This window comes from Amycolatopsis sp. NPDC045836, assembly GCF_056431745.1.
On the sequence record NZ_JBWKKF010000019.1, the window covers coordinates 76,000 to 99,661 of the forward strand.

25 protein-coding genes are annotated in these 23,662 nt (G+C 69.6%); 10 read left to right on the forward strand and 15 right to left on the reverse strand.

The features are described 5' to 3' along the window. The first annotated feature begins 11 nt into the window (after positions 1-11). The 4 genes from AC07EG_RS31055 (at position 12) to AC07EG_RS31070 (ending at position 3,935) form a co-directional block, all read left to right on the forward strand. Positions 12-2,222 carry a xanthine dehydrogenase family protein molybdopterin-binding subunit gene (locus tag AC07EG_RS31055; RefSeq protein WP_478256781.1) on the forward strand — a complete coding sequence of 737 codons (2,211 nt, stop codon included), beginning with the start codon at positions 12-14 and terminating at the stop codon, positions 2,220-2,222. Between the two features lie 11 nt (positions 2,223-2,233). Then, positions 2,234-2,686, forward strand: coding sequence for a (2Fe-2S)-binding protein (locus AC07EG_RS31060; protein WP_478256782.1), 453 nt, complete (start codon positions 2,234-2,236; stop codon positions 2,684-2,686). A gap of 13 nt (positions 2,687-2,699) precedes the next feature. Then, positions 2,700-3,362, forward strand: coding sequence for a TetR/AcrR family transcriptional regulator (locus AC07EG_RS31065; protein WP_478256783.1), 663 nt, complete (start codon positions 2,700-2,702; stop codon positions 3,360-3,362). Between the two features lie 78 nt (positions 3,363-3,440). After that, positions 3,441-3,935: a GreA/GreB family elongation factor gene (locus AC07EG_RS31070; protein WP_478256784.1), complete on the forward strand. Its 495-nt coding sequence runs from the start codon at positions 3,441-3,443 to the stop codon at positions 3,933-3,935. A gap of 42 nt (positions 3,936-3,977) precedes the next feature. Here AC07EG_RS31070 and AC07EG_RS31075 read toward each other — a convergent pair whose 3' ends face one another. The 12 genes from AC07EG_RS31075 to AC07EG_RS31130 form a co-directional block, all read right to left on the reverse strand. Next, positions 3,978-6,356, reverse strand: a complete 2,379-nt coding sequence (locus tag AC07EG_RS31075; protein ID WP_478256785.1) for a Tex family protein — start codon at positions 6,354-6,356, stop codon at positions 3,978-3,980. Between the two features lie 183 nt (positions 6,357-6,539). Beyond that, a complete protein-coding gene (locus AC07EG_RS31080) occupies positions 6,540-7,646 on the reverse strand; it encodes a DNA cytosine methyltransferase (protein WP_478256786.1) in 1,107 nt (368 codons plus the stop codon). A gap of 48 nt (positions 7,647-7,694) precedes the next feature. Then, positions 7,695-8,669, reverse strand: a complete 975-nt coding sequence (locus AC07EG_RS31085; protein WP_478256787.1) for a DNA cytosine methyltransferase — start codon at positions 8,667-8,669, stop codon at positions 7,695-7,697. Between the two features lie 87 nt (positions 8,670-8,756). After that, positions 8,757-9,656, reverse strand: coding sequence for a DUF6339 family protein (locus AC07EG_RS31090; RefSeq protein ID WP_478256788.1), 900 nt, complete (start codon positions 9,654-9,656; stop codon positions 8,757-8,759). Beyond that, positions 9,653-10,633: a hypothetical protein gene (locus tag AC07EG_RS31095; protein ID WP_478256789.1), complete on the reverse strand. Its 981-nt coding sequence runs from the start codon at positions 10,631-10,633 to the stop codon at positions 9,653-9,655. Before AC07EG_RS31095 ends, AC07EG_RS31090 begins: the two co-directional genes overlap by 4 nt. Then, positions 10,630-12,726, reverse strand: a complete 2,097-nt coding sequence (locus AC07EG_RS31100; RefSeq protein WP_478256790.1) for a helix-turn-helix domain-containing protein — start codon at positions 12,724-12,726, stop codon at positions 10,630-10,632. Before AC07EG_RS31100 ends, AC07EG_RS31095 begins: the two co-directional genes overlap by 4 nt. A 152-nt stretch (positions 12,727-12,878) precedes the next feature. After that, positions 12,879-13,301, reverse strand: a complete 423-nt coding sequence (locus tag AC07EG_RS31105; RefSeq protein ID WP_478256791.1) for a very short patch repair endonuclease — start codon at positions 13,299-13,301, stop codon at positions 12,879-12,881. A gap of 171 nt (positions 13,302-13,472) precedes the next feature. Further along, entirely contained in the window at positions 13,473-14,078 is a 606-nt protein-coding gene (locus AC07EG_RS31110; RefSeq protein ID WP_478256792.1) for a response regulator transcription factor, read from the reverse strand. Next, positions 14,075-15,211, reverse strand: coding sequence for a sensor histidine kinase (locus tag AC07EG_RS31115; protein ID WP_478256793.1), 1,137 nt, complete (start codon positions 15,209-15,211; stop codon positions 14,075-14,077). The genes AC07EG_RS31110 and AC07EG_RS31115 overlap by 4 nt, the downstream gene beginning before the upstream one ends. Then, positions 15,208-15,975 (reverse strand): hypothetical protein, encoded by a 768-nt coding sequence (locus AC07EG_RS31120; protein ID WP_478256794.1) that lies wholly within the window; start codon positions 15,973-15,975, stop codon positions 15,208-15,210. Before AC07EG_RS31120 ends, AC07EG_RS31115 begins: the two co-directional genes overlap by 4 nt. Positions 15,976-16,274: 299 nt before the next feature. Continuing rightward, positions 16,275-17,060 (reverse strand): metal-dependent hydrolase, encoded by a 786-nt coding sequence (locus tag AC07EG_RS31125; protein WP_478256795.1) that lies wholly within the window; start codon positions 17,058-17,060, stop codon positions 16,275-16,277. A gap of 66 nt (positions 17,061-17,126) precedes the next feature. Continuing rightward, complete coding sequence (locus tag AC07EG_RS31130) at positions 17,127-17,612, reverse strand: GNAT family N-acetyltransferase (protein WP_478256857.1); 486 nt, start codon at positions 17,610-17,612, stop codon at positions 17,127-17,129. A gap of 89 nt (positions 17,613-17,701) precedes the next feature. On the opposite strand from AC07EG_RS31130, the gene AC07EG_RS31135 reads away from it, so the two are divergent. From AC07EG_RS31135 to AC07EG_RS31145, 3 genes are read left to right on the forward strand one after another with little or no spacing between them, the layout of a single operon-like run. After that, positions 17,702-17,947 carry a ribbon-helix-helix protein, CopG family gene (locus tag AC07EG_RS31135; RefSeq protein WP_478256796.1) on the forward strand — a complete coding sequence of 82 codons (246 nt, stop codon included), beginning with the start codon at positions 17,702-17,704 and terminating at the stop codon, positions 17,945-17,947. Continuing rightward, positions 17,928-18,227, forward strand: a complete 300-nt coding sequence (locus tag AC07EG_RS31140; protein WP_478256797.1) for a type II toxin-antitoxin system PemK/MazF family toxin — start codon at positions 17,928-17,930, stop codon at positions 18,225-18,227. The genes AC07EG_RS31135 and AC07EG_RS31140 overlap by 20 nt, the downstream gene beginning before the upstream one ends. After that, entirely contained in the window at positions 18,224-18,844 is a 621-nt protein-coding gene (locus AC07EG_RS31145; RefSeq protein WP_478256798.1) for a DUF2238 domain-containing protein, read from the forward strand. Before AC07EG_RS31140 ends, AC07EG_RS31145 begins: the two co-directional genes overlap by 4 nt. Here the strand turns inward: AC07EG_RS31145 and AC07EG_RS31150 are convergent. After that, entirely contained in the window at positions 18,816-19,808 is a 993-nt protein-coding gene (locus tag AC07EG_RS31150) for an aldo/keto reductase (protein ID WP_478256799.1), read from the reverse strand. The two genes, AC07EG_RS31145 and AC07EG_RS31150, sit on opposite strands and share 29 nt — an antisense overlap. Before the next feature lie 65 nt (positions 19,809-19,873). Here AC07EG_RS31150 and AC07EG_RS31155 point away from each other — a divergent pair, with 65 nt between their 5' ends. Continuing rightward, positions 19,874-20,305 carry a type II toxin-antitoxin system Rv0910 family toxin gene (locus AC07EG_RS31155; RefSeq protein ID WP_478256800.1) on the forward strand — a complete coding sequence of 144 codons (432 nt, stop codon included), beginning with the start codon at positions 19,874-19,876 and terminating at the stop codon, positions 20,303-20,305. A gap of 9 nt (positions 20,306-20,314) precedes the next feature. Here AC07EG_RS31155 and AC07EG_RS31160 read toward each other — a convergent pair whose 3' ends face one another. Then, positions 20,315-20,797, reverse strand: a complete 483-nt coding sequence (locus AC07EG_RS31160; protein ID WP_478256801.1) for a hypothetical protein — start codon at positions 20,795-20,797, stop codon at positions 20,315-20,317. Positions 20,798-21,043: 246 nt separating this feature from the next. Continuing rightward, the gene (locus AC07EG_RS31165) at positions 21,044-21,508 is read right to left on the reverse strand and encodes a hypothetical protein (protein WP_478256802.1); all 465 of its coding nucleotides are present in this window, start codon (positions 21,506-21,508) and stop codon (positions 21,044-21,046) included. 317 nt (positions 21,509-21,825) lie between these two features. Here AC07EG_RS31165 and AC07EG_RS31170 point away from each other — a divergent pair, with 317 nt between their 5' ends. Beyond that, complete coding sequence (locus tag AC07EG_RS31170) at positions 21,826-22,698, forward strand: helix-turn-helix domain-containing protein (RefSeq protein WP_478256803.1); 873 nt, start codon at positions 21,826-21,828, stop codon at positions 22,696-22,698. Between the two features lie 30 nt (positions 22,699-22,728). Further along, on the forward strand, positions 22,729-23,439 hold the full coding sequence (locus AC07EG_RS31175) for a 2OG-Fe dioxygenase family protein (protein WP_478256804.1): 711 nt from the start codon (positions 22,729-22,731) through the stop codon (positions 23,437-23,439). Positions 23,440-23,662: the final 223 nt, after the last annotated feature.

A 23,662-nucleotide genomic window follows, 5' to 3' on the forward strand; every position in this document is an offset into this window, starting at 1 on the left:
GAGGAGTCCTGATGGCTGTCCCCACCACGAACGGAACGGGCTTCGGCCGGCGCGGTTTCCTGGCGTTCCTGGTCGCCGCCCCCACCCTGACCATCGCCGCCGAACTGGCCGCCGACCGGCCCGCCGAGGCGCAGCTGCCCAGCCTGCCCGGACCGGCCGACCTCGTCGACCTCGGTGACGTGCTGATCCTGGCCGGCGCGCCCACCGCGCACATGCTGGTGCTGGAGGTCGGCGAGGACGGCCGGATCCGGCTGCGGTTGCCGCGGGCGGAGGTCGGCCAGGGCATCACCACCGCGGCCGCGATGCTGGTCGCCGAGGAACTCGGCGTCCCGCTGTCCCAAGTGGACGTTCCGCTGTCGGAGGCGCGCTCGGAACTGCTGTTCAACCAGTTGACCGGTGGTTCGAACACCATCCGCTCGATCTACGGCCCGGTGCGCACCGCCGCCGCGGCCGCCAGGGCCCGGCTGGTCACCGCGGCCGCCGCGCAGTTCGGCGGTGACGCGGCGAAGTACCGGGTGCACGACGGCTCGGTGGTCGCGCCGGACGGCCGGTCGGCCACCTTCGGCTCGCTCACCACGGCCGCGGCGAAGGTCCAGCGGTCCGCCGTGGCCACCGAACCGAAGGCCGAGGCGGAACACCGGCTGGTCGGCACCCCGGCCGGCCGCATCGACGCGCTCGCCATGGTCACCGGCCGGAAGCAGTACACGCTGGACCTCGACGTGCCGGGGGCGCTGCCGACCGTGCTCAACCGGCCGCCGACGATCCGCGGCACGGTCCGCTCCTTCGACGACTCGGTGGCCCGCACCATGCCGGGGGTGGTGGACGTCGTCGCCATCGACAGCGGGGTCGCGGTCATCGCGGAGACCTTCGGGCAGGCGATCGCCGCCAAGGACCGGCTGGAAGTCACCTGGAACCCGGGCACCGTCGACGACCTCTCCGACGCCGACATCCGGAAGAAGCTGCGGGCCGCCGCGTTGCCGTTCGCCGTGCCACCGCTGCTCACCCAGCACGTGGACGCCGAGTTCGACTTCGCCTTCGTCAGCCACGCACCGCTGGAGACGAACTCCGCGATCGCCGACGTCCGGGCCGACCGCGCCGAGATCTGGTCGTCGCTGAAGTCGCCGATCGTGGCCAAGCAGACCATCGCGGCCGTGCTCGGGCTGCCGGAGAACCGGGTCACCGTGCACGTCACGCCGGGTGGTGGCTCGTTCGGCAGGCGGCTGTTCTTCGACGGCGCGCTGGAAGCGGCGAAGGTGTCGAAGAAGGCGGGCCGCCCGGTCAAGCTGATGTGGACCCGGATCGACGACATGCGGCACGGCCGCGCCCGCGCCGCCACCCACCACAAGGTGCGCGCCACCTTCGCGCTGGGCGGCGTGCTCACCTACGAGCACCGGGTGGCCAGCGTCGAGACCGACTTCCGGCACGGGCTCGGCGAAATCCTCACCGCCACCGCGGCCAGCCTGCCGGTCGCCGGGAACCTCAGCTTCGCGCAGACGGTGTTCCTGACCACGGTCAAGGTGCCCTACCACTTCGGCGTGGTGACCGAACTGCTCAACGAGGTGCCGCTGGCGATGAACACGGGCAGCTGGCGTTCGGTGTACTCGGCCACCACCCGCGGTGCCGAGGAGATCGTCGTCGACGAGATCGCCAAGAAGCTGGGCAAGGACCCGTACCAGTTCCGGCGGGCGTCGCTGAAGAACGACAAGCAGCGCGCGGTGCTGGACAAGGTCGCCGAAGCCGGGCAGTGGGGCCGTGAGCTGCCCGCCGGGTTCGCGCAGGGCATCGGCTTCCACGAGGAGTACAAGTCGCGCACGGCTTGCCTGGTCGAGATCGACGCGCGGGACCCGAAGAAACCGCGGGTCACCAAGGCCACCATCGCCGTCGACGTGGGCAGGCCGATCAACCCGCGCGGGCTGGAGGCGCAGATGCTCGGCGGGCTGACCGACGCCATCGCCACCGTGCTCAGCGCCGGCCTGCACCTGGACAGGGGCCTGCCGCTGGAGGGCAGCTACTCCCAGTTCCACTACGCGCGGCAGAAGGACACGCCGAAGGACGTGCGGGTCTTCGTGATGCCGGCGAACGGGGAGCCGGGCGGGGCCGGGGAACTCGGGGTGCCCGCGGCGGTCGGCGCGGTGGCCAACGCCTACGCCAGGGCGACCGGCACCCGGCCGCGCAGCTTCCCGATCAACTTCGACGTCGACTTCGACCCGTTCCCCCGCTGAGGAGTGCACCCGTGCCCAACTACACCTTCTCCGTGAACGGGAAGACCGTCACCGTCGACGCCCCCGCCGACCTGCCGCTGCTCTGGGCGCTGCGGGACAAGCTCGGCGTCAAGGGGCCGAAGTACGGCTGCGGCATCGACGTCTGCAAGGCGTGCACCAGCCACCTCGACGGGGAGGCGATCAACCCGTGCGTCGTCCCGCTCGCCGAGGTCGAAGGCCGTGAGGTGACCACCATCGAGGGACTGGCCGACGGCGACGAGCTGCACCCGGTGCAGGAAGCCTGGCTGGAGCTGGACGTGGCCCAGTGCGGTTACTGCCAGCCGGGCCAGATCATGGCCACCGTGGCCCTGCTGCGGAAGAACCCCGACCCGACCGACGACGAGATCGACGCGATCGAGAACGTCTGCCGCTGCGGCACCTACTCCCGGATCAGGGAGGCCATCAAACGGGTGGCGGCGAAGTGAGCACAATGGGGGGATGAGCACCTCGGGATGGCCGGTCGCGGGCAAGTCACCGGCCATCCTGGCCGCGTTCACCCGCAGCGTCGCCGAGCGCGGGTACGACGGTACGAACTTCGGCGACATCGCCGGTGAGCTGGGCATCTCCAAGGGCACCATCGTGCACCACTTCGGCACGAAGGACCGGCTGCTGGCCGCGCTGCACGAGTCGTACATGCAGCAGCGGCTGGCCGAGGCGCGGCTGATCGTCGAGCGGCTGCGGACCCCGGCCGAGCAGCTGGCCGGGCTGCTGTTCGCGTTCATGCTCTACCAGGTGCACGACCGCGCCGCCACGGTCGCCTTCCAGCGTGAGATCGCCCGGCTGGCCGAGCACGAGTCGATGGCCGAGGGCGTGCGGTTGCGAGCCGAGTACCTGGCGCTGGTGCGGTCGGTGTTGACCGCCGGCCAGGCGTCCGGTGAGTTCCGCGAGGGTGATTTCCGTCTCCGGAGCCTGCTGATGTTCGGCTCCGCCCACTGGGCGTGGACCTGGTTCGACCCGGCCGGTCCGGACAGCGCCGAACAGGTCGGTGCCTGCTTCGCGGACCTGGTCCTGGGCGGTTTGCTCACCCGCGCCGACGGCCTGGCCGAACTGACCTCTTTGGACGGACGCGTGCTCACCACGGTGCGCGAGTGTCTGGGGTGACCCGTTTTACGGTGGTGAGCGGAGCGCCGGGCAGGGAGACTGGTCGACGAAGAAGACCAGTGAGTGACGGAGGCCCGCATGCCCAGTACCGGAAGCGAACAGGGCGGTACACAACTGAGCCCCGCCGCCAGGGAGCGGCTGGAGGCGGAACTCGCGCGGTTGCGTGAGCAGCGTGCGGTGAACGCGCCCAACTTCCGGGACGAGGACCCGATCGGGGACAGCGCCGACCAGGCGGACGTGATCGAGCGCGCGGAGACCACGGCGTGGATCGACCGCCGCATCCGCGAGGTGACCGACCTGCTCACGCACGGCAAGAGCCAGGCGTCACCGGGCAAGGAGGCGCTGCTGCCCGGCGGCACCGAGGTCACCCTGCGCTTCTCCGACGGCGACGAGGAGACCATGCGGGTGGTCGAGTTCGCCGACGAGGCGACCGCACCGGACGTGTCCGCGCTGACCAGCGACAGCCCGCTGGGCCGGGCGCTGGTCGGGCACAAGTCCGGCGACACCATCACCTACCGGACCCCCGGCGGCGACCTGAGCGCCGAGATCGTCTCGCTCAAGCTGCCCGCGTGACACCGGTGAGTGCGCAGGTCCGCCCTGCGCACTCACCACCGGTCACCGGTAGCCGGCGCGCTTGAGGGCGTCAGCCAGCGCACCACCCCCACCGCTGTTGCCGCTGCCACCGCCGTTGCCGCGTCGCTGCCCGCCGCCCTGCCGCTGCCCGCCGCCCTGCTGGCGACGCGGCTGCTGCTGGCGGCGCTCGTTCGAACCGCGCTCGGCACGGCCACCCGGGGTGACCTCGTCGTCCAGGCGCAGGGTGAGCGAGATGCGCTTGCGCGGCACGTCCACGTCGAGCACCTTCACCCGCACGATGTCACCCGGCTTGGCCACCTCGCGCGGGTCCTTGACGAAGTTCTTCGACATCGCCGACACGTGCACGAGCCCGTCCTGGTGCACCCCGACGTCGACGAACGCACCGAACGCGGCCACGTTGGTGACCACGCCCTCCAGCGTCATGCCGGGCTTGAGGTCGGACAGCTTGTCCACCCCTTCGGCGAAGGTGGCCGTCTTGAACGCCGGGCGCGGGTCGCGGCCGGGCTTGTCCAGCTCGGTCAGGATGTCGGTGACGGTCGGCAGGCCGAAGGTGTCGTCGACGAACTCACGCGGGTTGAGCTGCTTGAGCACCGGAGAGTTGCCGATCAGCGCGGGCAGCTCCTTGCCGGTGGCCGAGAGGATGCGGCGGACCACCGGATAGGCCTCGGGGTGCACCGCGGAGCTGTCGAGCGGGTCGTCCCCGCCGGGGATCCGGAGGAAGCCGGCGCACTGCTCGAACGCCTTCGGCCCGAGGCGCGGCACCTCCTTCAACGCGGTGCGGCTGCGGAACGGCCCGTTCTGGTCGCGGTGCGCGACGATGCTCTCCGCCAGACTGGAGCCGATGCCGGAAACCCGGGTGAGCAGCGGCGCGGAGGCGGTGTTGACGTCCACGCCGACGCCGTTCACGCAGTCCTCGACCACCGCGTCCAGCGACCGGGACAGCGAGACCTCGGACAGGTCGTGCTGGTACTGGCCGACCCCGATGGACTTCGGGTCGATCTTGACCAGCTCGGCCAGCGGGTCCTGCAGGCGGCGGGCGATGGAGACCGCACCGCGGATGGACACGTCCAGCGAGGGCAGCTCCTGCGCGGCGAAGGCCGACGCGGAGTACACCGACGCACCCGCCTCGGAGACCATCACCTTGGTCAGCTTGAGGTCGGCGAACTTCTTGATCAGGTCGTCGGCGAGCTTGTCGGTCTCGCGGGAGGCGGTGCCGTTGCCGATGGCGATCAGCTCCACCTTGTGCTCGTGCGCCAGCTTCGCGAGCTTGGCCAGCGCCTCGTCCCACCGGTTGGCCGGCTGGTGCGGGTAGATGGTGTCGTACGCGACGACCTTGCCGGTCGCGTCGACCACGGCCACCTTCACCCCGGTGCGGAAGCCGGGGTCCAGTCCCATCGTGGCGCGGCTGCCCGCCGGAGCGGCGAGCAGCAGGTCGCGGAGGTTGGCGGCGAACACGGCGACGGCGTCGTCCTCGGCCGACTGGCGCAACCGCATCCGCAGGTCGATGCCGAGGTGCAGCAGGATCTTGGTGCGCCAGGCCCAGCGCACGCAGTTCAGCAGCCAGCTGTCGGCGGGGCGGCCCCGGTCGGCGATGCCGAAGTGCCGCGCGATCCGGTTCTCGAACTCACCGGGCCCGGTGATGACCTCCCCCTCGGGGGTGTCGTCCGGCTCCATGGTGAGGTCGAGGACCTCTTCCTTCTCCCCGCGGAACATGGCCAGGATCCGGTGCGATGGGAGCTTGGTGTACGGCTCGGAGAAGTCGAAGTAGTCGGCGAACTTGGCGCCTTCCTCCTCCTTGCCCGCCCGCACCTTCGAGCTCAGGCGGCCACCGGTCCACATCTTCTCGCGCAGCTCGCCGATCAGGTCGGCGTCCTCGGCGAACCGCTCGACCAGGATGGCGCGGGCCCCGTCCAGCGCGGCCTGGGCGTCGGCCACGCCCTTGTCCGCGTCGACGAACGCCGCGGCCGCGGCCTGCGGATCGGTGCTCGGGTCGCCCAGCAGCCCGTCGGCCAGCGGCTCGAGCCCGGCCTCGCGGGCGATCTGCGCCTTGGTGCGGCGCTTGGGCTTGTACGGCAGGTAGATGTCCTCGAGCCGGGCCTTCGAGTCGGCGGCGAGGATCTGCGCCTCGAGCGCCTCGTCGAGCTTGCCCTTCGACCGGATCGAATCGAGCACCGCGGTGCGGCGGTCCTCGAGTTCCCGCAGGTAGCGGAGGCGGTCCTCGAGGGTGCGGAGCTGGGTGTCGTCCAGCATGCCGGTGGCCTCTTTGCGGTACCGCGCGATGAACGGCACGGTGGCACCCCCGTCGAGCAGCCCCACCGCGGCGGAGACCTGCCGCTCCGCCACGCCGAGCTCCTCGGCGATCTTGCCCTCGATGCTGACCGTGCCACGGGAAGTAGCCAAAACCCTGTACCGCCTCTACCTAGTGCCGATTGCGCGCGGAAGCATTCTCCCCATCCCCCGCACTGCCCGGCCACCCTATCCCGCCGGTCCGGCCCCCCTGGGTTTTCCACCGAAGTTATCCACAGCCAGCACCCCCTGTGGACAACCACTGGGGACAACCGGCGCCTCGTCGGAGCACGCCGGTCAAGCGGGCTCGGTGCCCGGTGCCGCCACGAGGAGAGGCTTGCTGTCCTTGGTGATCCGCCACTCGCCGTCGACAGCCGCGTCCAGTGCCTTCTCGTCGAGCTTCATCCCCAGTGCAGCCGCGAGAACGTGCGCCGCGAGCCTGGGCGGAATGGCGTTGCCGATCTGCTGGGAGACGTCCTTGCCCGCCCACGGGTAGTCGATCGGGAAGGTCTGCAGACGCCCGGCTTCGGCCAGGCTGAACCGCGGGAGTTCGGTTTCGTCCTGCGCCACCAGCCGATTGCGCGACACCTTGCCGGTGATGGTGGCCGCGGGCTCGTCGGAAGTGCGCCTACCTCGAGCTTTCGGGTCACCACCGGTGCCGTAGTTGGAGATCACCACATACGGCGAGTCCCGCCGCACGGCCTTCCCCATGGACTCCCAGGGCAGCAAGGTCGGGTCGCCCTCGGTGGCAGGCTCGCCCTTGCGGTAACGGCGGTGGGTCGGCGCCGGAAGACTCGGCTGACGATCGCGTCGGGCGATGAGGATCGCCCGACGACGCGTCTGGGGCACCCCGAACATCTCCGTGTGGAGGATGCCGCAGGAGGCCTGGTAGCCGATACCGCCGAGCGCCTCTCTCACCGCGAGCCACACCGGCAACACCGCAGGCACCTGCTCGAGCACGATGGCGTCATAGGGACGTCCGCCGTGGTACGCCTCGAGCGCCCACCGCAACGGCTCCAGGACCAACCCGGTGCGCTCGTCATCCAGTTCGGCCAAGCTCTCCTTGACGTCCTCGCCTGCCGCCATTCGCTTGACGTACTTCAGCACGTCCTCGAGCGCCCGACGTCCGGCGCCGTGGCCGGCGACCGTGTACGTCTGACACGGGGGACCACCGGCCAGAACCGTCGCCGTGGGGAAGTCCGACGGCTTGTGCTCGCGCACATCGGCCTGCCGAGTACGAAGACCCGCCGCGGCACGCGTGACGCAGGCGTTGCCGTCCCACTCGATCCCGTCCACGGTCAGGCCCAGCCAGTGCGCAGCCACGTCCAAGCCCCCCGGCCCGGCAAAGAGATCCACCATGTGGATCTGCCCGGGCTGGGGTACGGGAGGCTGGTCGGGAATCATGAAGCCGGAGTCTAACCGCTGATACCCCTGCGCTTGGCGCAGGCGGCGTCAGTGTTTCTCCAGCGCCTGACGTATCGCGAGGCCCAACGCTCGCGCCACCGGCGGCGGCGTCGCGTTCCCCACCTGGCGGTACCGCTTCGTCTTGCGCCCCGCGAACCGCCAGTCCTTCGGGAAGCCCTGGAGGAGGGCAACCTGCTCCACGGTGAGCCGGACCATGCCCGCAGGCCCGAGACCGGGGTTCCAGCGGAAGTCGGCAGGCGGCAGCTCGTTCGCCAGGGACACACCGTTCACCCCCATCGCAGCCCAGGCCCTCTTCGATCCGGTGGGGCCGAGGTCGGGACCTCCGTGATCCGCGGAGCCCCCCACGATGGTCGGGGCGATCCGATCGGCCTGGGCAGCCCATTCGGCGGCCTGGGGCCAGCCCCGTGAGGCCATGGTTTCCAGCAGCACGGCACCCACCGTCTGCGCAGGCGGCTGCATCGGCGGTACTTCGAACGCGTCCGCACCCTCGTGGAACGCGATCATGACGCCTTGCTTTCGATCCTGTGGCACTCCGTAGCCGGCCGCGTTGACCACGAACCATCGGGTCTCGTACCCGAGATGCCGGAGTTCGGCTTCGAACTCCTTCCGAGCCGGGCCATAGCGTTCATTGGTCACCAGATCCGGCAGGTTCTCGACCAGCACCGCTCGGGGGCGCACCCCGTGCGCAAGCAGGCTCGTGACAGTGAGGAGATCCAACTCTTCGGCGTCACCGCGGCCTCGATTGCCCGCTGCGGTCGCTTTCACCCGCGGGAGGCCCGCAGACAACAGGTCCACGTCGTACACGTGCTGGTCGTTCGCCGGATCGAAGTCATGGAGGTCCATCTGCCGGACATCCCACCCCGGTCGGTTGGTACGCAGGGTCTCGCAGGCCTCGGGGAGTTCGTCGAGGACGAGGACCGGGTCGAAGCCCGCCTGTTCCAACCCCAGCGCCAGGCCACCCCCGCCGGAACAGATGTCGATCGAGCTGAATCGCTTGCCCACCGGTACCGCTCCCCCCGAACGATCCTCCGCCATTGCTGTCATATTTTCTTGTTTCCCCTCACTTCTGCAGCACATCTACATCTGCGGTCAGGACGGCTGTCGTTCCTCTTCGTGTTTCTGCTTCTTCGGACGCTTCCGAAGCGGAGCCTCGGCGAGGAACTTCTCGAACAGGGGTACCAACGTCGCCACGGCGTTCTCATCCACCGCCCCGTCGTCCGGGCCGTCCGGCAAACGCTCCCACGGCACCTCGGGCGCGTGCGCCGAGTCGGCGATCCAGTCGCGAAGCGCGTCATCGTCCGGTGTGGCTTCCGGCGCCAGAACGTCGAAGATCAACGTGCTCCCCGCCGCGTTGATCGCGCTGTACAGTGCGTTGACGCGGTCCGAGATGTTGGGCACACCTTCATCGATCATTCGCTCGACGATGCGGATGATCGCCGCAGCCGTCGAACGGTGGCCGATGAGACTCGAGCGCACAACGCTGTTCGCGATGTCCTGATATGCGAAAGCGATCTCCACCGGCCGATAGTCAGGACCATCGCGGAACAGCTCGGCCGCCCACCACAGTCGGGAGAACGCCTGCAGATCCGCACGACCACTGAATTTGTTCGCCTCTGCCTTTTCCTTGCCCTTGTGCCGCCACAACACGTAGTCCGGTGCGACCAGCATTGCAAGGTAGTTCCAGAAACGTCCGTCCGCCGCCTCGGCGCGCGTCATGCGCAGCGTCGCGTGCAGACGAGGCGCAAGCCAGGCATCGGCGGACTCACGCCGATGCTCGAAGCGGCGCATCGCCTCGACCACCAGTCCGCGCACCGGTTCGACACGCCACCGGGGGTCTTCCTCGGACAGGGGTACGGCGGCCTTTCGGAGCGCTGTTCGCGGCGCGCTTTCCTGACCCGACTGCACACCGAGGCTGAGGTACTTGGTCACAGCGGCGTTGGACAGGTGACCGAGCACCGTCGGGAAATCCGAAGTGGACACGGGGCTCATCGCGTACCGCCCTCTTCCACGCGCTGAGCCGAGCGCACAGCGTTGGTCAGCTTCTTGGTGATCTGGCTGCGCTTGCCTGCCGCGTACTGGATGTTGGTCTGCAGTTCCGGCCAACCCGAGCCGCTGGACCGACGATCGTTGACCTCGAACAACGCGTCAGTCAGTTGTCTGCCGGGCAACACGTCGGGCATCATCATCCGAAGGACGGGCTCGCGCCAACCGGTCGGCATGATCGGTGTGCCATCGTCCTCGACCTCGAGTTCACTGATCGCCGCGTGGAACATGGCCGTCCAGGTGTCCTGCGCGATCTGACTCGCCGTCATTTCACGCAGGAGCTTCTCCGTCTGGGAACCACCGGTGTCGTTGATGATTTCGATCAGGCCTTCCACCGCCGTGGTGTTCAGATACACGGTCGGAACGTCACCGACCATCTCGACGATCCACAACGAGTCCTTGAAGGGACGCAACCACTCGTCGGGACCGTCGCGGAAGTCGACCTGCACGATCTTGATCTCACGCTGACGTCGTGGCGTCACCTCCTTCAGATCGACGTACCAGGGCTTCTCGCTGGTGCCGATCAAGCGACCTTGAACACCACCGATTTCCCCGACCACGACTGCTGACAGGGAGGCTCGACTGAAGTGGCGCCCACGCACCAGATCGATCGATCCGTGCCAAGCTCCGTCGCTGCCTCGAGTGAGCCGCGCGGTGCTTCGTGCGTTGGTCGCTCCCTCGGTCAGAACCGCCAGGCAGACGACGTCGGACCAGGGTCCCTCGACGATCTCGTGCTCGGGGAGCACGGCCTTGAGCCGCAGGTTGGCCAGGTCCCATTCGGCGCGTCCGTCCCGGTGCAGGGCGACCGCGCTGTCGGCCTTGGAGATCTGCGTGTAGGGGAGATCCTTGCCATCCACCGACACGGAGACGACCTCCAGGACGACGGGGTCGAAAAGCGTTCGATAGGGAAACGCCGACTTCATTCCGCACCCCCACGTGCCTTCTGCACGTCGACCACCAACCGGGAGAAGCTGCCCTGCACCGGATGGGTCGACGCGTCGGTGATCCCGGAGAAGCCTGCCGAACGCACGCCTGGATCGATGACCAGGTGGCGCCCTTCGATGCGGCAGTTCTCGGCGGCGAGCAGTTCCTTCCATTCGACCACGGGACGACCACCGGAACGCACGTCGAACTTCGCCACCGGCCTGAGGAGCCAGGGGTCCTCGGCGTCCGGGAGCTTCAGGTCGACGCGGACGTTCCAGGCTCCCGTGTCGTCCACGTGACCGCTGATGTTGCGCACCGTAGGAACTCCCTGTTGCCTGCGCGGTCCCCCGGCTCCCACCCCGTCGAGCCTCAGCAGTTCGCGCAACACGGCAGGCCCACCGCCACTGCGCGGGGCACGACGGCCGACGAGCAGGCGCACAGCCTTCTCGATCTCCCCGCGGAACTCCGCAAGGCGAGTGCGCGCACCGCGCGCATAGACGGAAGTCAATTCCTCCGTGTGTTTCCAGTCATTGTGTTCTGGTGGTTCCGAGGCGCGAAGGAACTGCTCGGCAAGCTCGACGTCTTCGCCCTTGCCCCCCGTCGCGTAACCGGCGAGCAACACTGCTCGGAACGGGGTCGCCCCCAGTGGGAGTTCCCGTGGGCGGCGCTTCATGACGGACATCCTGGTGCCCCTCATGTACACCACCTCGTTGGGTTTCTCACCGTCCTCTTCGGCGGGTGTGACCAACAGGACCGCGTTGTGTTCGCACGGCTTTTTCTGCGCACCCGTCGCATCCCGTCGCGGCGGGACGACGAGCCGTACGTCGGCGCGCGCCACCTGGGTGTCCGCGGTCAGTTCGTCCACCGTCTCCCCGTCCAGGTAGGCCTGGAACGCGCGACTCAACGCAGCATGGGTGAGATGCGGGTTCACCCGAACTTCTTTGATGAATTCACGTCCGTTCCGCATTGTGGCGACGCTGGCTTCCAGCAGTGGGCCGCCGTCTCGGCCGCCGATCATGGCCGCCCAGAACCCGTCGGCCAACGCCGTCACCAGCTTGTCCTGCATGGCCTGGAGAGAAGCGGCGTCCCCCGAAGCGTCGTGGGCCCCGACGATGAGGAACGAGGTACCGGGCTCGTCGGTGAGCCGTTCCAGGTGAAGATCGCGAACAGTCCGCTCGTCCGCCCACCAAGAGCGGGCGACACCCTTGCGATCGGGCTCCGTCTCGGCCTGCCCGAACCAGGCGGGACCGGCGTAGGCCCGCTCGCCGAGCTTGCGCCACGGCAGATCGAGTCGACCGAGGACACGTCGCTCGGTGCGACCCTCGTGCGGCTCGGAGAGCGTCGAGTTCATCAGGACGAGGCTGAACCGGCTCGTCGCCCACAGCACGACCTTGCCGATCCCGTAGGATCCACCCGCCCGCTTGCCGGACTCCTTGTGGCTGTCGAGTTGCCTGCGGGCCACTGCGGCGAACCGGCCATCGCCGTACTCGTCGCCGGTGAGGCCGGCAGCGTTGTAGTCGTCGACCTTGAGCAGGATCAGCGACCTGTTCTCGTCGAGGTCGTCGAGGGCCGCCCGCAAGCTCCGGGCCACCTTCTGCCCGGTGGACGCCGCCTCCTCGTAGTGCTCACGGAGTTCATCCCAGTGAGCTGCTTTGAGGAACGCGTCGAGGTGTTCCCCACTCAGTTCGTGCAGGGTGTAGCGGACCCGGACCGGCTTGTTGCGGTCGTACTGCTCGTCGAGCGAGTTCTGCGTGGCCTCCCGCACGAGCGCTCCGAGGTCCGCGTCGAACGCGAAGGCCGCGGCGTTCCCGTATTCACGTCCTCCGTCGGTGTGGGCGGGGCGGTGGTGCCACAAGAGCGGCTTTTCCGGTGCCACGTCCTTGCGGTTGTACACCGAAGCCGAGTCGATGCCGAGGACCGCGGCGATCTTGCGCAGGGTTTCCGGCCGCGGCTCGGCACGACCGTTGACCCAGGCGGACACCGCGGCTCGAGTGATCTTGATCCGATCGGCGAGTTCGGCCTGGGTCATGCCCGACTGCCGAAGTTGGCGCGCCAGCCACGGCCCGAAGTCCTGACCCTGCTGCGAGGTCATCCCGCCACCACCTTCCACGCCCCAGTGTTCTCGCGTCCATCGAGTAGGCCAGGTCACACTATCAGTTGAGATTTGACTGGCGCAATTGAATCAAATTTCGGTTGCCATGCCCGAATGGACTAATGACCGTATCGTGGTGACGTTAGGTAGTGTTACTTCACTGCGCGTCTACTCCTCACTGCCTCCCGCACGCGCGTGGCAGCGACCTCGACGTCCTCGTGTTCCCAGACGCGTACCGCAAGCCAGCCGACATCGGCCAGTCGGGCGTCCGTGTCGGCGTCGCGGCGGCGGTTGGTTTCGATCTTCGTGCGCCAGAACTCCGCGTTGTTCTTGGGCCATGTGGCGTGCTCGGGGCAGCCGTGCCAGAAGCAGCCATCGACGAATACGGCGACCTTTGCCCCGACGAAGACGATGTCCGCCTCCCGGCGCACGCCCTTCACCGGGCGGCGGTGCACTCGGTATCGCAGACCGTGGGCGTGCAGCGCCTTCCGGAGGGCCAACTCCACCTGCGTGTTCCGCGACTTCTGGCGGCTCATCCGCCTTCGTGTCTGCGGTGTCGTCTCCAGCGGGTCCACGGCCACATTCTTCCGTGACCGCCATCCCGGAGCGGCTCGAACCCGAGCGTTCCCACGGTCGCAGGAACGACAGCCGCTGTCGGCAGGGCGAAACGTCGTTCCAGCACCCGTCAAGCCGCGGCAGGCCGTCGTCGCTGCTACTGGTTCAGTTGTCGAGGAACTCCGGATTCCTCAGAGCCAGCCGGCGTCCCTGGCGATGCGGATGGCGTCGATCCGGTTGCGCGCGCCGACCTTCCCGATGGCGTTGGACAGGTAGTTCCGCACGGTCGCCGGCGAGAGCGCCAGCCGCCGGGCTATTTCGCTGGTGGCGATCCCGCTGTCCGCGGCCCGCAGCACGTCGGTCTCCCGCGGGGTGAGCGGGCTCGCGCCGGTTTCCAGCGCCATCGCCAGCAGCTCCGGGTCGATCACCCGCTCACCGGCCGCCACCCGCCGGACGCCGTCGGCGAGGGTTTCGGCGGGGGCGTTCTTCACGATGAAACCCCGCACGTGCGCGGAAAGCGCCCGCAGCAGGTGGCCCGGCTGGTTCATCCCGGTCAGCACCAGCGTCCGGCAGTCCGGCAGCTGCTCGTGCAGCGCCTCCGCGGCGCTGAGCCCGTCGAGGCCGGGCAGGCCGATGTCCAGCACCGCCACGTCCGGGCGGGTGCGCAGCGCGGCGGGCACGATCTCGTCCCCGCGGTCCAGCTCGGCCACCACCTCCACGCCGTCCTCCATGGCCAGCAGCGCGGTCAGCGCGCCGCGGATCATGTGCATGTCCTCGGCGATCAGGACCCGGATCACGATGCCTCCTGCGGAATCTCCACCAACAACCGGAACCGGCCGTCGCCGGTGTGCTCGGCCACCGCCGTGCCGGACAGCGCCCGCACCCGGTCGGACAACCCGGCCAGCCCGCTGCCCTCCCCGATCTGCCCGCCCGCCCCGTCGTTGACGATCTCCAGCACGCACCGGCCGTCCCGCACCCACCCGATGATCTCGCAGTCGCGGGCCCGGCTGTGCCGCAGGACGTTCGTGACCCCCTCGCGCAGCGCCCACGCCAGCGTGGCGTGCACCCGGTCGGGCAGTTCGTGCGGCGGGGGCAGGTCCAGGTCTATCCGCGCGCCGATGCCCGCCGCCTCCAGCAACGCCGCCGCACCCTCGGTCTCCTTCGGCAGCGACGCGACGTGCTCGTCCCGCGTCACCGCGCGCACCCCGCGCAGCGCCTCCCTGGCAACCCCCACCAGGCTCTCGATCTCCGCCTTCGCCTTGCCCGGCTCCTGCCGCAGCAGCCGGATCGCCAGATCCCCCTTGAGCGACACCGCGAACAGGCTCTGCCCCAGCAGGTCGTGCAGGTCGCGCGAGAGCCGCAGGCGCTCCCGCTCAGCCGCCAGCTCACCCAGTTCCATGCGCGCCACCTGCAGTTCGTCGAGCAGGCGCACCAGCCGCGCGGCCCCGTACAGCGCCACCGCGATGATCGACAGCAGCACCCCGGACAGCGCCGCGTAGGCCACCTGGAACACGTTGTCCTCCGGTCCCGCCTGCAGGGCCGACGAGGTGGCGGTGACCACCAGCGGCACCGCGGCCACCGGCAGCGCGCACCGCCGCGGCACCACCATCAGCGCCGACGCGGCGAGCAGCACCTGCGCGTCCAGCCACGGACGGCCGAACCAGAGCAGCGGCGGGTACGCCAGCACGGCCATCGCCCCCAGCGTCCACGGCCAGCCCGCCGGGCGTTCCCCGCGGGCCGCGGCCGTGCTGTGGCGCAGCTGCAACGCGGCGAGCAGCAGCCCCAGCGCGATCGGGACCACCACCGGGTACGGCGTCGGCGGCGTGTGCGGGGTGCCGACGATGGTGAACACCGGTGGGGCCACGGCGATCGGCAGGTTCACCACGACCAGGAACAACCGGGTGCGCCGGGCGGTCCAGAACGGGTTCACCGATCGCCGTCCCCGGCGGTCAGGCCGCGGGCGATCCGGCTGCGGACCGCGGTGAGCGTGGCCCGCGACCGCAGGGTCAGCGCGCGCAGCTCGGCGTCGGCGGCCTCGGGGTCATCGGGGTCATCGGCCAGTGCGGCGGCCCGCTCGCCCTGTGCGATGATGCCCTCCAGTTCGACGCCGACCGTGCGGCGGACGTCCCGGTCGATCCGGATCCGCTCCCGCACCGCCGCCTGGCCCGCCAGGTCGAGCCGGGCCTCGTGCAACTGCCGCGCGATGGCCACCACCCAGGTCAGCAGGGCCAGCGACAGGGCGAAGAACAAGGCGTCGAGCACCAGCGAGACCGCCCACTCCAGGTGCCCGGACACCGACGCGAACGGGACCAGCGCGGCGGCCACCCCGGCGAAGGTGAAGAAGGACCACGGCGGCGGGATGACCAGCAGGACCGAGGCGGCCAGCGCCCACAGCGCACCGAGCCAGTCGATGCCGGCCACCGGGACCGCGCTCAGGATCAGCGCCGCCATCACGCCGAGCGCCCACAGCGACCGCGGCGGCCGCTCCCCGCGGGCGGCGTAGAGCACGTTGCGGATGTGCGGCGGCAGGTAGCAGATGGTGAAGATGAGCGCGGGCAGCACGCGCACGGTGTCGATCGGCACGGTGGCGACGCGGTAGATGGTCAGCACCGGGGCCACCCCGCCGAAGAGCACGACGCCCACCGTCGCCAGCCGGATCAGCCGGCTCGATCGCTGCTGGTCGTTCAGCTCCATCACCCGTGATCCCCCGACTGGCCGCCAATATAGGGCGCCCAACTCCACCGGGGCCATGGCGAGGGTCACTCCGGCCAGCTTTCCAGTTCCCACCCGGACGCAGGCAGATACCGATGTCCACGGCGGCCGATGATGTTCGTCATGGACGCCCCTCGCCGGTCGTGAGGTCGCGGTGCTGGTGGCCACCTTCGACCCGGCACCTGCGTGGCCCGCCTCGAAGCCGTCACCGCCATCGACCGGGAACGGCAGCGCCGCCTGCGCGAACGTTGTGTTCCACAGTGGACGGGAGTCGGACCCGCTCAGTTCCCCGCTCGCGCCTCCGCCGGGCCGGTCAGGCGGGTGAAGTTCTCGGCCAGGAAGTCCCAGACGCCCGGCACCAGCACCACGGCCAGCACCAGGAACACCGGGAACACCAGCCGGTTCTCCACCGTCTTCCCGGTGCGGAACCGCAGCTTGCGCGGCGGCCGGATCTCGTACCAGGTCTCGCCCTTGATCAGCAGGGGGAACAGGAAGGGGCAGCCGGATTCGGTCAGTGAATCGCCGAGGCAGTGGGTGAAGCAGCCCGCCGCGACGGCGATGCCCAGCTGGCCGGCGATCTGGTTCAGCTCGCCGAACGCGGCCGGGCCCGCGCTGAAGATCCACCAGACGATGGCCACCCCGGCCACCGGCAGCACCCAGTCGCCCAGCGCGTCCTCGGCCAGCAGCAAGCCGAAGACGACCACACCGGCCACCGCCCAGTGCCCGCCCGCTTCGGTGCCCCACGCGGTGAGCAGGCCGAGCGCGGCGGCGAACAACACGGTGTGCGACAGGTGCCGGTGCGTGCCGGTGCGCCGCTCGTCCTTCGGGCCCTTGGTCACCTGGTACAACCCGGCCGACGCCTTGCGCAGCAACCACGACAGCACCCCGGTGATCGGCCCGAGCAGCTTCGACGCACGGGCGCCGGGGTGGTCGAGGTCCGGCAGCAGCGCGAACCCGGCCGTGGTGGCGGCGAACGCCACCGCCTGGTGCACCGTGCCGGCCCCGACCACCGGCGCCAGCGCGAGCCCCGCGCACCAGCCGGTCAGCGCGTGGGTCCGCCCCATCATCGTCGCAACATCTCCCCCAGCGGTAACAGCAGTCCCACCATTCAACCGGAACCGCTCGCGCCAGGGCTACAACGCCTTGCCGAACCAGTGCTCCGCGTAGGGGTCGTCGCCGTACGGCGGGATCGGGCGGTAGCCGTTCCTGGCGTAGAACGCCCGCGCTTCGACCAGGTCGTCCCTGGTGTTCAACCGCATCGACCGCGCGCCGAACCCCCGCGCGGCCTCCTCGGCGGCCCGCAGCAGCAGGCCAGCCCCACCCGAACCCCGGGCCGGGAGGTCGACGAACATGCGCGTCAACTCGGCGACCTCCGGCGAGAGCAGCCGGACGCCGACGCACCCGGCCGGCTTCCCGTCGAGCCGTCCCAGCAGGAACACACCGTGCGGCGGGACCAGGTCGTCGCTGGGCTCCTCCCGCATGTACCGCTCCACCTCCTCCGGCGGCACCGGCCGGTCGAAGTACCGGGTGGACAGCTCGTGGAAGTAGCGGAACAGCACTTCCACGGCTTCGGGCTCGATGGCCTTGACGGGTTCCACGGTCCAGCTCACGGCACCCATCATCGACCGGCCGTCCACCGGTTTTCCCCGCCACGCCCGGCGGGTGCACCCTGCACCGGCGCCGTTGCGCGGCGTCGTAGCATGACGCGATGTCCAAGCGCCTCGGCCTCAACCTCTCCGACGACACGCACGCGCAGATCAAGGCGCGGGCGGACGCGGCGGGCGTCTCGGTGCACTCGTGGATCATCGCCGCGCTGGAGCGGGAGAACTTCCGCCAACTGTGCCAGGAGACCAACGAGTGGTGGGCGAACCGGCCGGAGGCCGCCGAGCGGCAGGCCGCCGAGTACCGCCACCGGCACGCGGTGAAGGGCGGCCGTGACTCCTCCGCCGCGTAGGGGCGAGATCCGCCGGGTCGCCGGTGACTCGGGCCGCCGGGTGCTGGTCTACTCGGGCAACATGTTCAACGACCTGCCGGACGTGCCGTACGTGATCACCATGGAGGTCACCGCCGTGCCGGAACCGATGGACGTCGCGCTGGCCGACGGCTCGCGCGTGGCCTACACCCGCCTCGACCACCTGCCGAAGTCGCTGCTCGGCGAGCACCTCGGCACGGTGCCGCACGAGGTGATGGAACGGATCAACACCCGGTTGTTCATGGTGCTGGCCACCCAATGACCAGGCGTGGCGAGGGCGTTTTCCTGCTGGTCGTGCTGGCGGCCGCGCTGGTCTGGTCGGGCATCGGCGCGAAGAGCGCGCTCACCTGGCTGCTCGAGGTGGTCTGGATCCTCATCGGCCTGCCGCTGGTGCTGGTCTTCCGCAAGCGCTTCCCGCTCACGCGCCTGCTGCTGTGGCTGATGGTCTTCCACGCGCTGGTGCTCTGCTACGGCGGCCACTACACCTACGCCGAAACCCCGCTCGGCAACTGGGTCCGGGACAACTGGGGTACTTCACGCAACCACTACGACCGGTTCGCGCACGTGGTCCAGGGCTTCGTCCCGGCGATCCTGGTGCGCGAACTGCTGCTGCGGCTGACCCCGTTGCGCCGCGGCGGCTGGACCTTCCTGCTCACCGCAAGCGTTTGCCTCGCCTTCGCCGCCTGCTTCGAGTTCGTCGAATGGGGCTCGGCGGTGGTCCTCGGCGCCGGCGCCGAGGACTTCCTCGCCACCCAGGGCGACGTCTGGGACACCCAGTGGGACATGTTCCTCTGCCTGTGCGGGGCCGTCGCGGCGCAGCTGCTGCTCCGGCGCCCGCACGACCGCCAGCTCAGTGCTCTGAGTCCAGGTGCTCCATGAGCGGCTCCGGGTAGCGCGGCCCGGCGGCGGCACCGGCGGGCACCGCGGCCTCGATCTCGGTGAGGTCCGCTTCGGACAGTTCGAGGTCCACCGCGGCCAGCGCTTCGGCCAGCCGCTCGGGTTTGCGCGCACCGACCAGCGGCACGACGTGCTCGCCGCGGGTGAGCACCCAGGCGATGGCCACCGCGGCCGGATTGGTGCCCTTGGCTTCGGCGACCCGGCGCAGCGCGTCGGCGAGTTCGAGGTTGCGCCGCAGGTTCTCGCCCTGGAAACGCGGGCTGATGGCGCGGAAGTCGTCGGCGGCGAGTTCGCGTTCCGGCTTCCAGTGCCCGGAGAGCAGCCCGCGCGACAGCACGCCGTACGCGGTGAGCCCGATGCCCAGTTCCACGCAGGCCGGCAGGATTTCGCGTTCGATGTCGCGGGAGAGCAGCGAGTACTCGATCTGCAGGTCGGCGATCGGGTGCACGGCGGCGGCCCGCCGGATGGTCTCGGCCCCCACCTCGGACAGGCCGATGTGCTTGACGTACCCGGCTTCGATCATCTCCGCGATCGCGCCGACGGTCTCCTCGATCGGCACCGCCGGGTCGAGCCGCGCCGGGCGGTAGATGTCGATGTGGTCGACGCCGAGCCTGCCCAGCGAGTACGCGAGCGCGTTCTTCACCGCTTCCGGACGGCCGTCGAAGCCGAGCCAGTCGCCGGAGGGACCCCGCAGCGCACCGAACTTCACGCTGATCACGGCCTGCTCCCGGCGTCCGCGCAGGGCCCGCTCGATGAGCAGTTCGTTGTGGCCGGCGCCGTAGAAGTCGCCGGTGTCGAGCAGTGTGAGGCCCGCGTCCAGCGCCGCGTGGATGGTGGCGATCCCGTCGTCGGCGACGGCCGGGCCGTACAGGTCCGACATGCCCATGCAGCCCAGCCCGAGCACGGGGACCTCGGGGCCGGTGGTGCCGAGTGAACGGGTTCGCATCACAACTGTCCTCCATCGGTCGACAGGCGCACACAGTAGTTCGTCCCGGCGGGTAACCTGCGCCGGTGGCCAAGGTGAGCGTGTCGGCTCGAATCGCTTCGACGCCGGAACAGACCTGGTCGGTGGCGGCCGACCTGACCAGGTTCGACGAATGGCTGGTGCTGCACGAAGGCTGGCGCAGCCCGATCCCGCCGGAGATCACCTGCGGCACCACGTTCACCTCGGTGGTGTCGGTGAAGGGCTTCCGCAACCGGATCACCTGGCGCGTGGACAGCTACGACGAACCGAGCGCGATGTCGATCTCCGGCGACGGGGTCGGCGGCGTGCGCATCGCGCTGGCGCTCGGCATCCGGCCGGTGACCTCGGGTTCGGAGGTCAGCATCGACGCGGACGTGCGCGGGAAACCGGTGTTCGGCCCGGTCGGCCTGGCCATCGGCCGGGCGGTGCGCGGGGAACTGCGCCGCTCGATCAGCAACCTGAGCGCGCTGATCGGCTGACCGGCGGGCTCAGCAGATCAGCGGCCAGAGCACGCACCGGCTGGTGGTGGTGGTCGTCGGCTTCTTCGAGGTGGTGGTGGTCGTCGGGTCCGCGTCGCCACCGGGATCCGAGGGCCGGTTCGTGGTGGTCGTGGTGGTGCTCTTCTTGGTGGTCGTGGTCGGCTCGGTGGTCTCCGGCTCGTCCTCCGCGGTGGTTTCCTCCTCGTACCAGGCGCCACCACCCGGTACCAGCCTCGGCTCGTCGGGGGCGACCGTGGCCTCCGGACCGGCCACCCCGCTCGGCGTGCGCGCCGGCGGGTGGACGATGCCGACGTCCTCGACGATGGTCTCGGCGCGGTGCTCCGGGGCGGGCGCGTGGACCACGCGGACCAGCAGCGCGGCGATGCCGCAGCCGATCACCACGGCGGCCATCACGGAGAACAACTGCAGCCGCGAGCGCGATTTGGGCCGGCGTCTGGTGTCCCAGCCCTCGCGCTCCAACAGCTGAGCCACTGTTACTTCGTGTTTCAACGCGGGGACCCTTCGACCGTAGAAGACGCACGCGGGACGTCTTTTTACCGGAAAGCGGGGTCTGGTGGGGGCATTTCTCACAAAGTCGGCCCAAGATACTAGGCCGGAAGTTGCAACGCATGATCAACCAGACAGCTCCACCCTATCGGGTTGACCCTCCGTGTTTGCTGACCCTCGGTGACATCACCGCTGGTGACGGGCTCGCGAGCGGCCACGAGCCCGTCGGTCTCAGCCCGCCGCCAGGGTTCCCGACAGCTCCACCGCGGTGACGCAGCCCGGCAGCAGGTCGGTGGTGGCGGTGAATCCCGGACCGTCGAGGAAGCGCGCCGAGGCGAAACCCGTCCGGCCGTCGAAGGTCCCGCGCAACCAGAGGTCGTCGCCGTCGACGGCGGAACCGGTGAGCCAGCAGTGCGCGGTGAAGTGGCCGCCGGGGCGCACCAGGCCGACCTTCGCGCAGGCCGCCTCGGGGCAGTCGCGCACGTTCAACCCGGTGGCACCGGTGCCGCTGAGGGAGAAGTCGATGCTCGGCAGTTCGCCGAGCGCCTGCTCGCCGACCGGCTCGCCGGGCGCCGGGCCACCGGCGGCCGGTTCCGCGGCCCGCGGCCAGACCAGCAACAACACGAGGAAACCGACGAGCAGCGCGACGACCGCCGCGGCGCGAACCAGGGACCCCAATCGGAGTGCGACTAACATGATCGGTCCTCTCCGCCCCGATGGGGCTCGTTGGTGCCCCCGCGTTCGGGTGCGGAAGCGCCGGAGTGGTGGGATCGAGGACTCAAGCATCCCGCACTGCACGCCCGCTGTGCAATTCCCAAAACGTCTATCCCGTAACGAAATACCCACTGAACGGAACCCACGGGCACCTGTTCACTCGGACAGCCCAATCTCAGGGACCGGAAGGGCCTAGCGCTGCTTAAGCGGGCTCCGATCGCCTTGGTGTACGCTCCCGCGGTGGGATTCCCACGAGGCACATCCCTCTGCGAGACGGTCACCGGCACAGACGAGGTCCCATGGCAACCATCCAAGGCCCGGTCATCCCGCGGCGGCGCATCGCCGAGCACCTGCGCCGGCTGCGCGAGGAAGCCGGGCGCACGCTGGAGGACGTCGCCTCGGAGCTGCTGATCTCCACCTCCAAGCTGTCGCGGCTGGAGAACGCCCAGGGCAGTCCGCAGTCGCGGGACGTGCGGGACCTGATCCGGCTCTACGGCATCGAGGGCACCGAACTGGCCGACAAGCTGATGCGCTGGGCGCGCAACGCCGGGCGGCAGGGCTGGTGGGCCGACTACTCGCAAACCCTGCCGAGCGGTCTCGACGCGCACATCGCCTACGAGACCGAAGCCACGGTGGCCCGGGTCTACACCATTCCCGTGCTGCCGGTGCTCCTGCAGACGCCCGAGTACATCCGGGCCGTCTACCGCAGCGCGGAACCGTGGTGGTCCGACCACGACGTCGAGCAGCTGCTCAAGGTGCGCCTGCTCCGGCAGGCCGCCCTGGTCGAACGCGACGGCCTGCCGCCGCTGAAGCTGATCGCGATCACGCACGAGGCGAGCATCCGGCAGCTGGTCGGGTCCAAGGAGATCATGCACGCGCAGCTCGACCACCTCGTCGAACGCTCCACCGCGCCGAACATCGAATTCCGGATCCTGCCGTTCTCCGCCCCGCCGCTGTTCAGCAGCACCTGCATGTACGCCTACTTCGAATACAGCGACGCACTCGACCGCGACGTGGTCAACGTCGAAACCCACGCGGGTTTCCGCTACATCGAAACCCCGGACCGGGTGGCCCAGTACCGCCGGTACTACGAGAACCTCTACGACCACGCCCTGCCGCCCGAAGAAACGCGCGCGCTGATCCGTTCGGTGCAGGAAGAATCGTTTTCCTAGCACCCACCCCGACCATTCACTGGAAACCTCATGACGCTCGGACCGCTACCGGCGCTCGACCGCGAATCCCACGAGCTGGCCCGGAAAACCCTCGGCAGCGAGGGTTTCGTGATCATCGACGACCACGACCTCGGCCTGCCCGCTTCCGTTCGCGAGAACATCCACCGCGACTACTTCCACGAAGGGGTGCTGCGGAACTACCCCGGTGACATCCCGGCCGATCGGGAACGGGCCCGCGACGTGGTCCGGTACGACTGGCACGGCGATGTGCTCGAACTGCGCGAACACGACTGCGTGGCCATCGACGGCCGCGGTGACTGGAGTTCACAGCGCCGCGAATTCGAACAGGTGCCGCTGCTGGAAAGCCCGGACTTCACCCGCTGGATCCACACCGCGGTGTCACTGGTGCCGAAGCACCGGCGCCAGGCGCGCGGCACGTTCGGCGTCAACCTGTTCCGCACGCACACCAACGTGGTGACCCGGCCGCACCAGGACGAGGAGGAGTTCATCTTCGTCTACGTGCTGGACAAACGCGGCAGCGGCGCGGAAACCATCCTGTACGACGCCGGTTCGGATGCCGTGGTGCACCAGGAAACGCTGTACCCCGGCGACCTGCTCGTGTTCGAGGACAGCCGCTTCCGCCACGGCACCACCCCGATAATCCCCCCGGCCAGCGGCACCCCCCGCCGCGACGCCCTGGTGTGCACGATCAACTTCCCGGGCACCTACCCGCTGCCGTAACACCGCGGCGCGGCCGTTCGACTCCCGGCAGAAGCCGTGCCCGCGGGAGCTGCGCGGCTCACCGAGCTCACGCCCAGTACGAGTGTTTCCGCCGTTCATCATCCATTAGGAGTAGTACAACCGTCAGAAAACGCGTGAACTCCCGGCGCGGAGGCACCGCATGTGGAGAATTCGCTGCTAAAGTCCGGTCGACTGTGCCACTGACGTGTGCGCGACCGCCGCG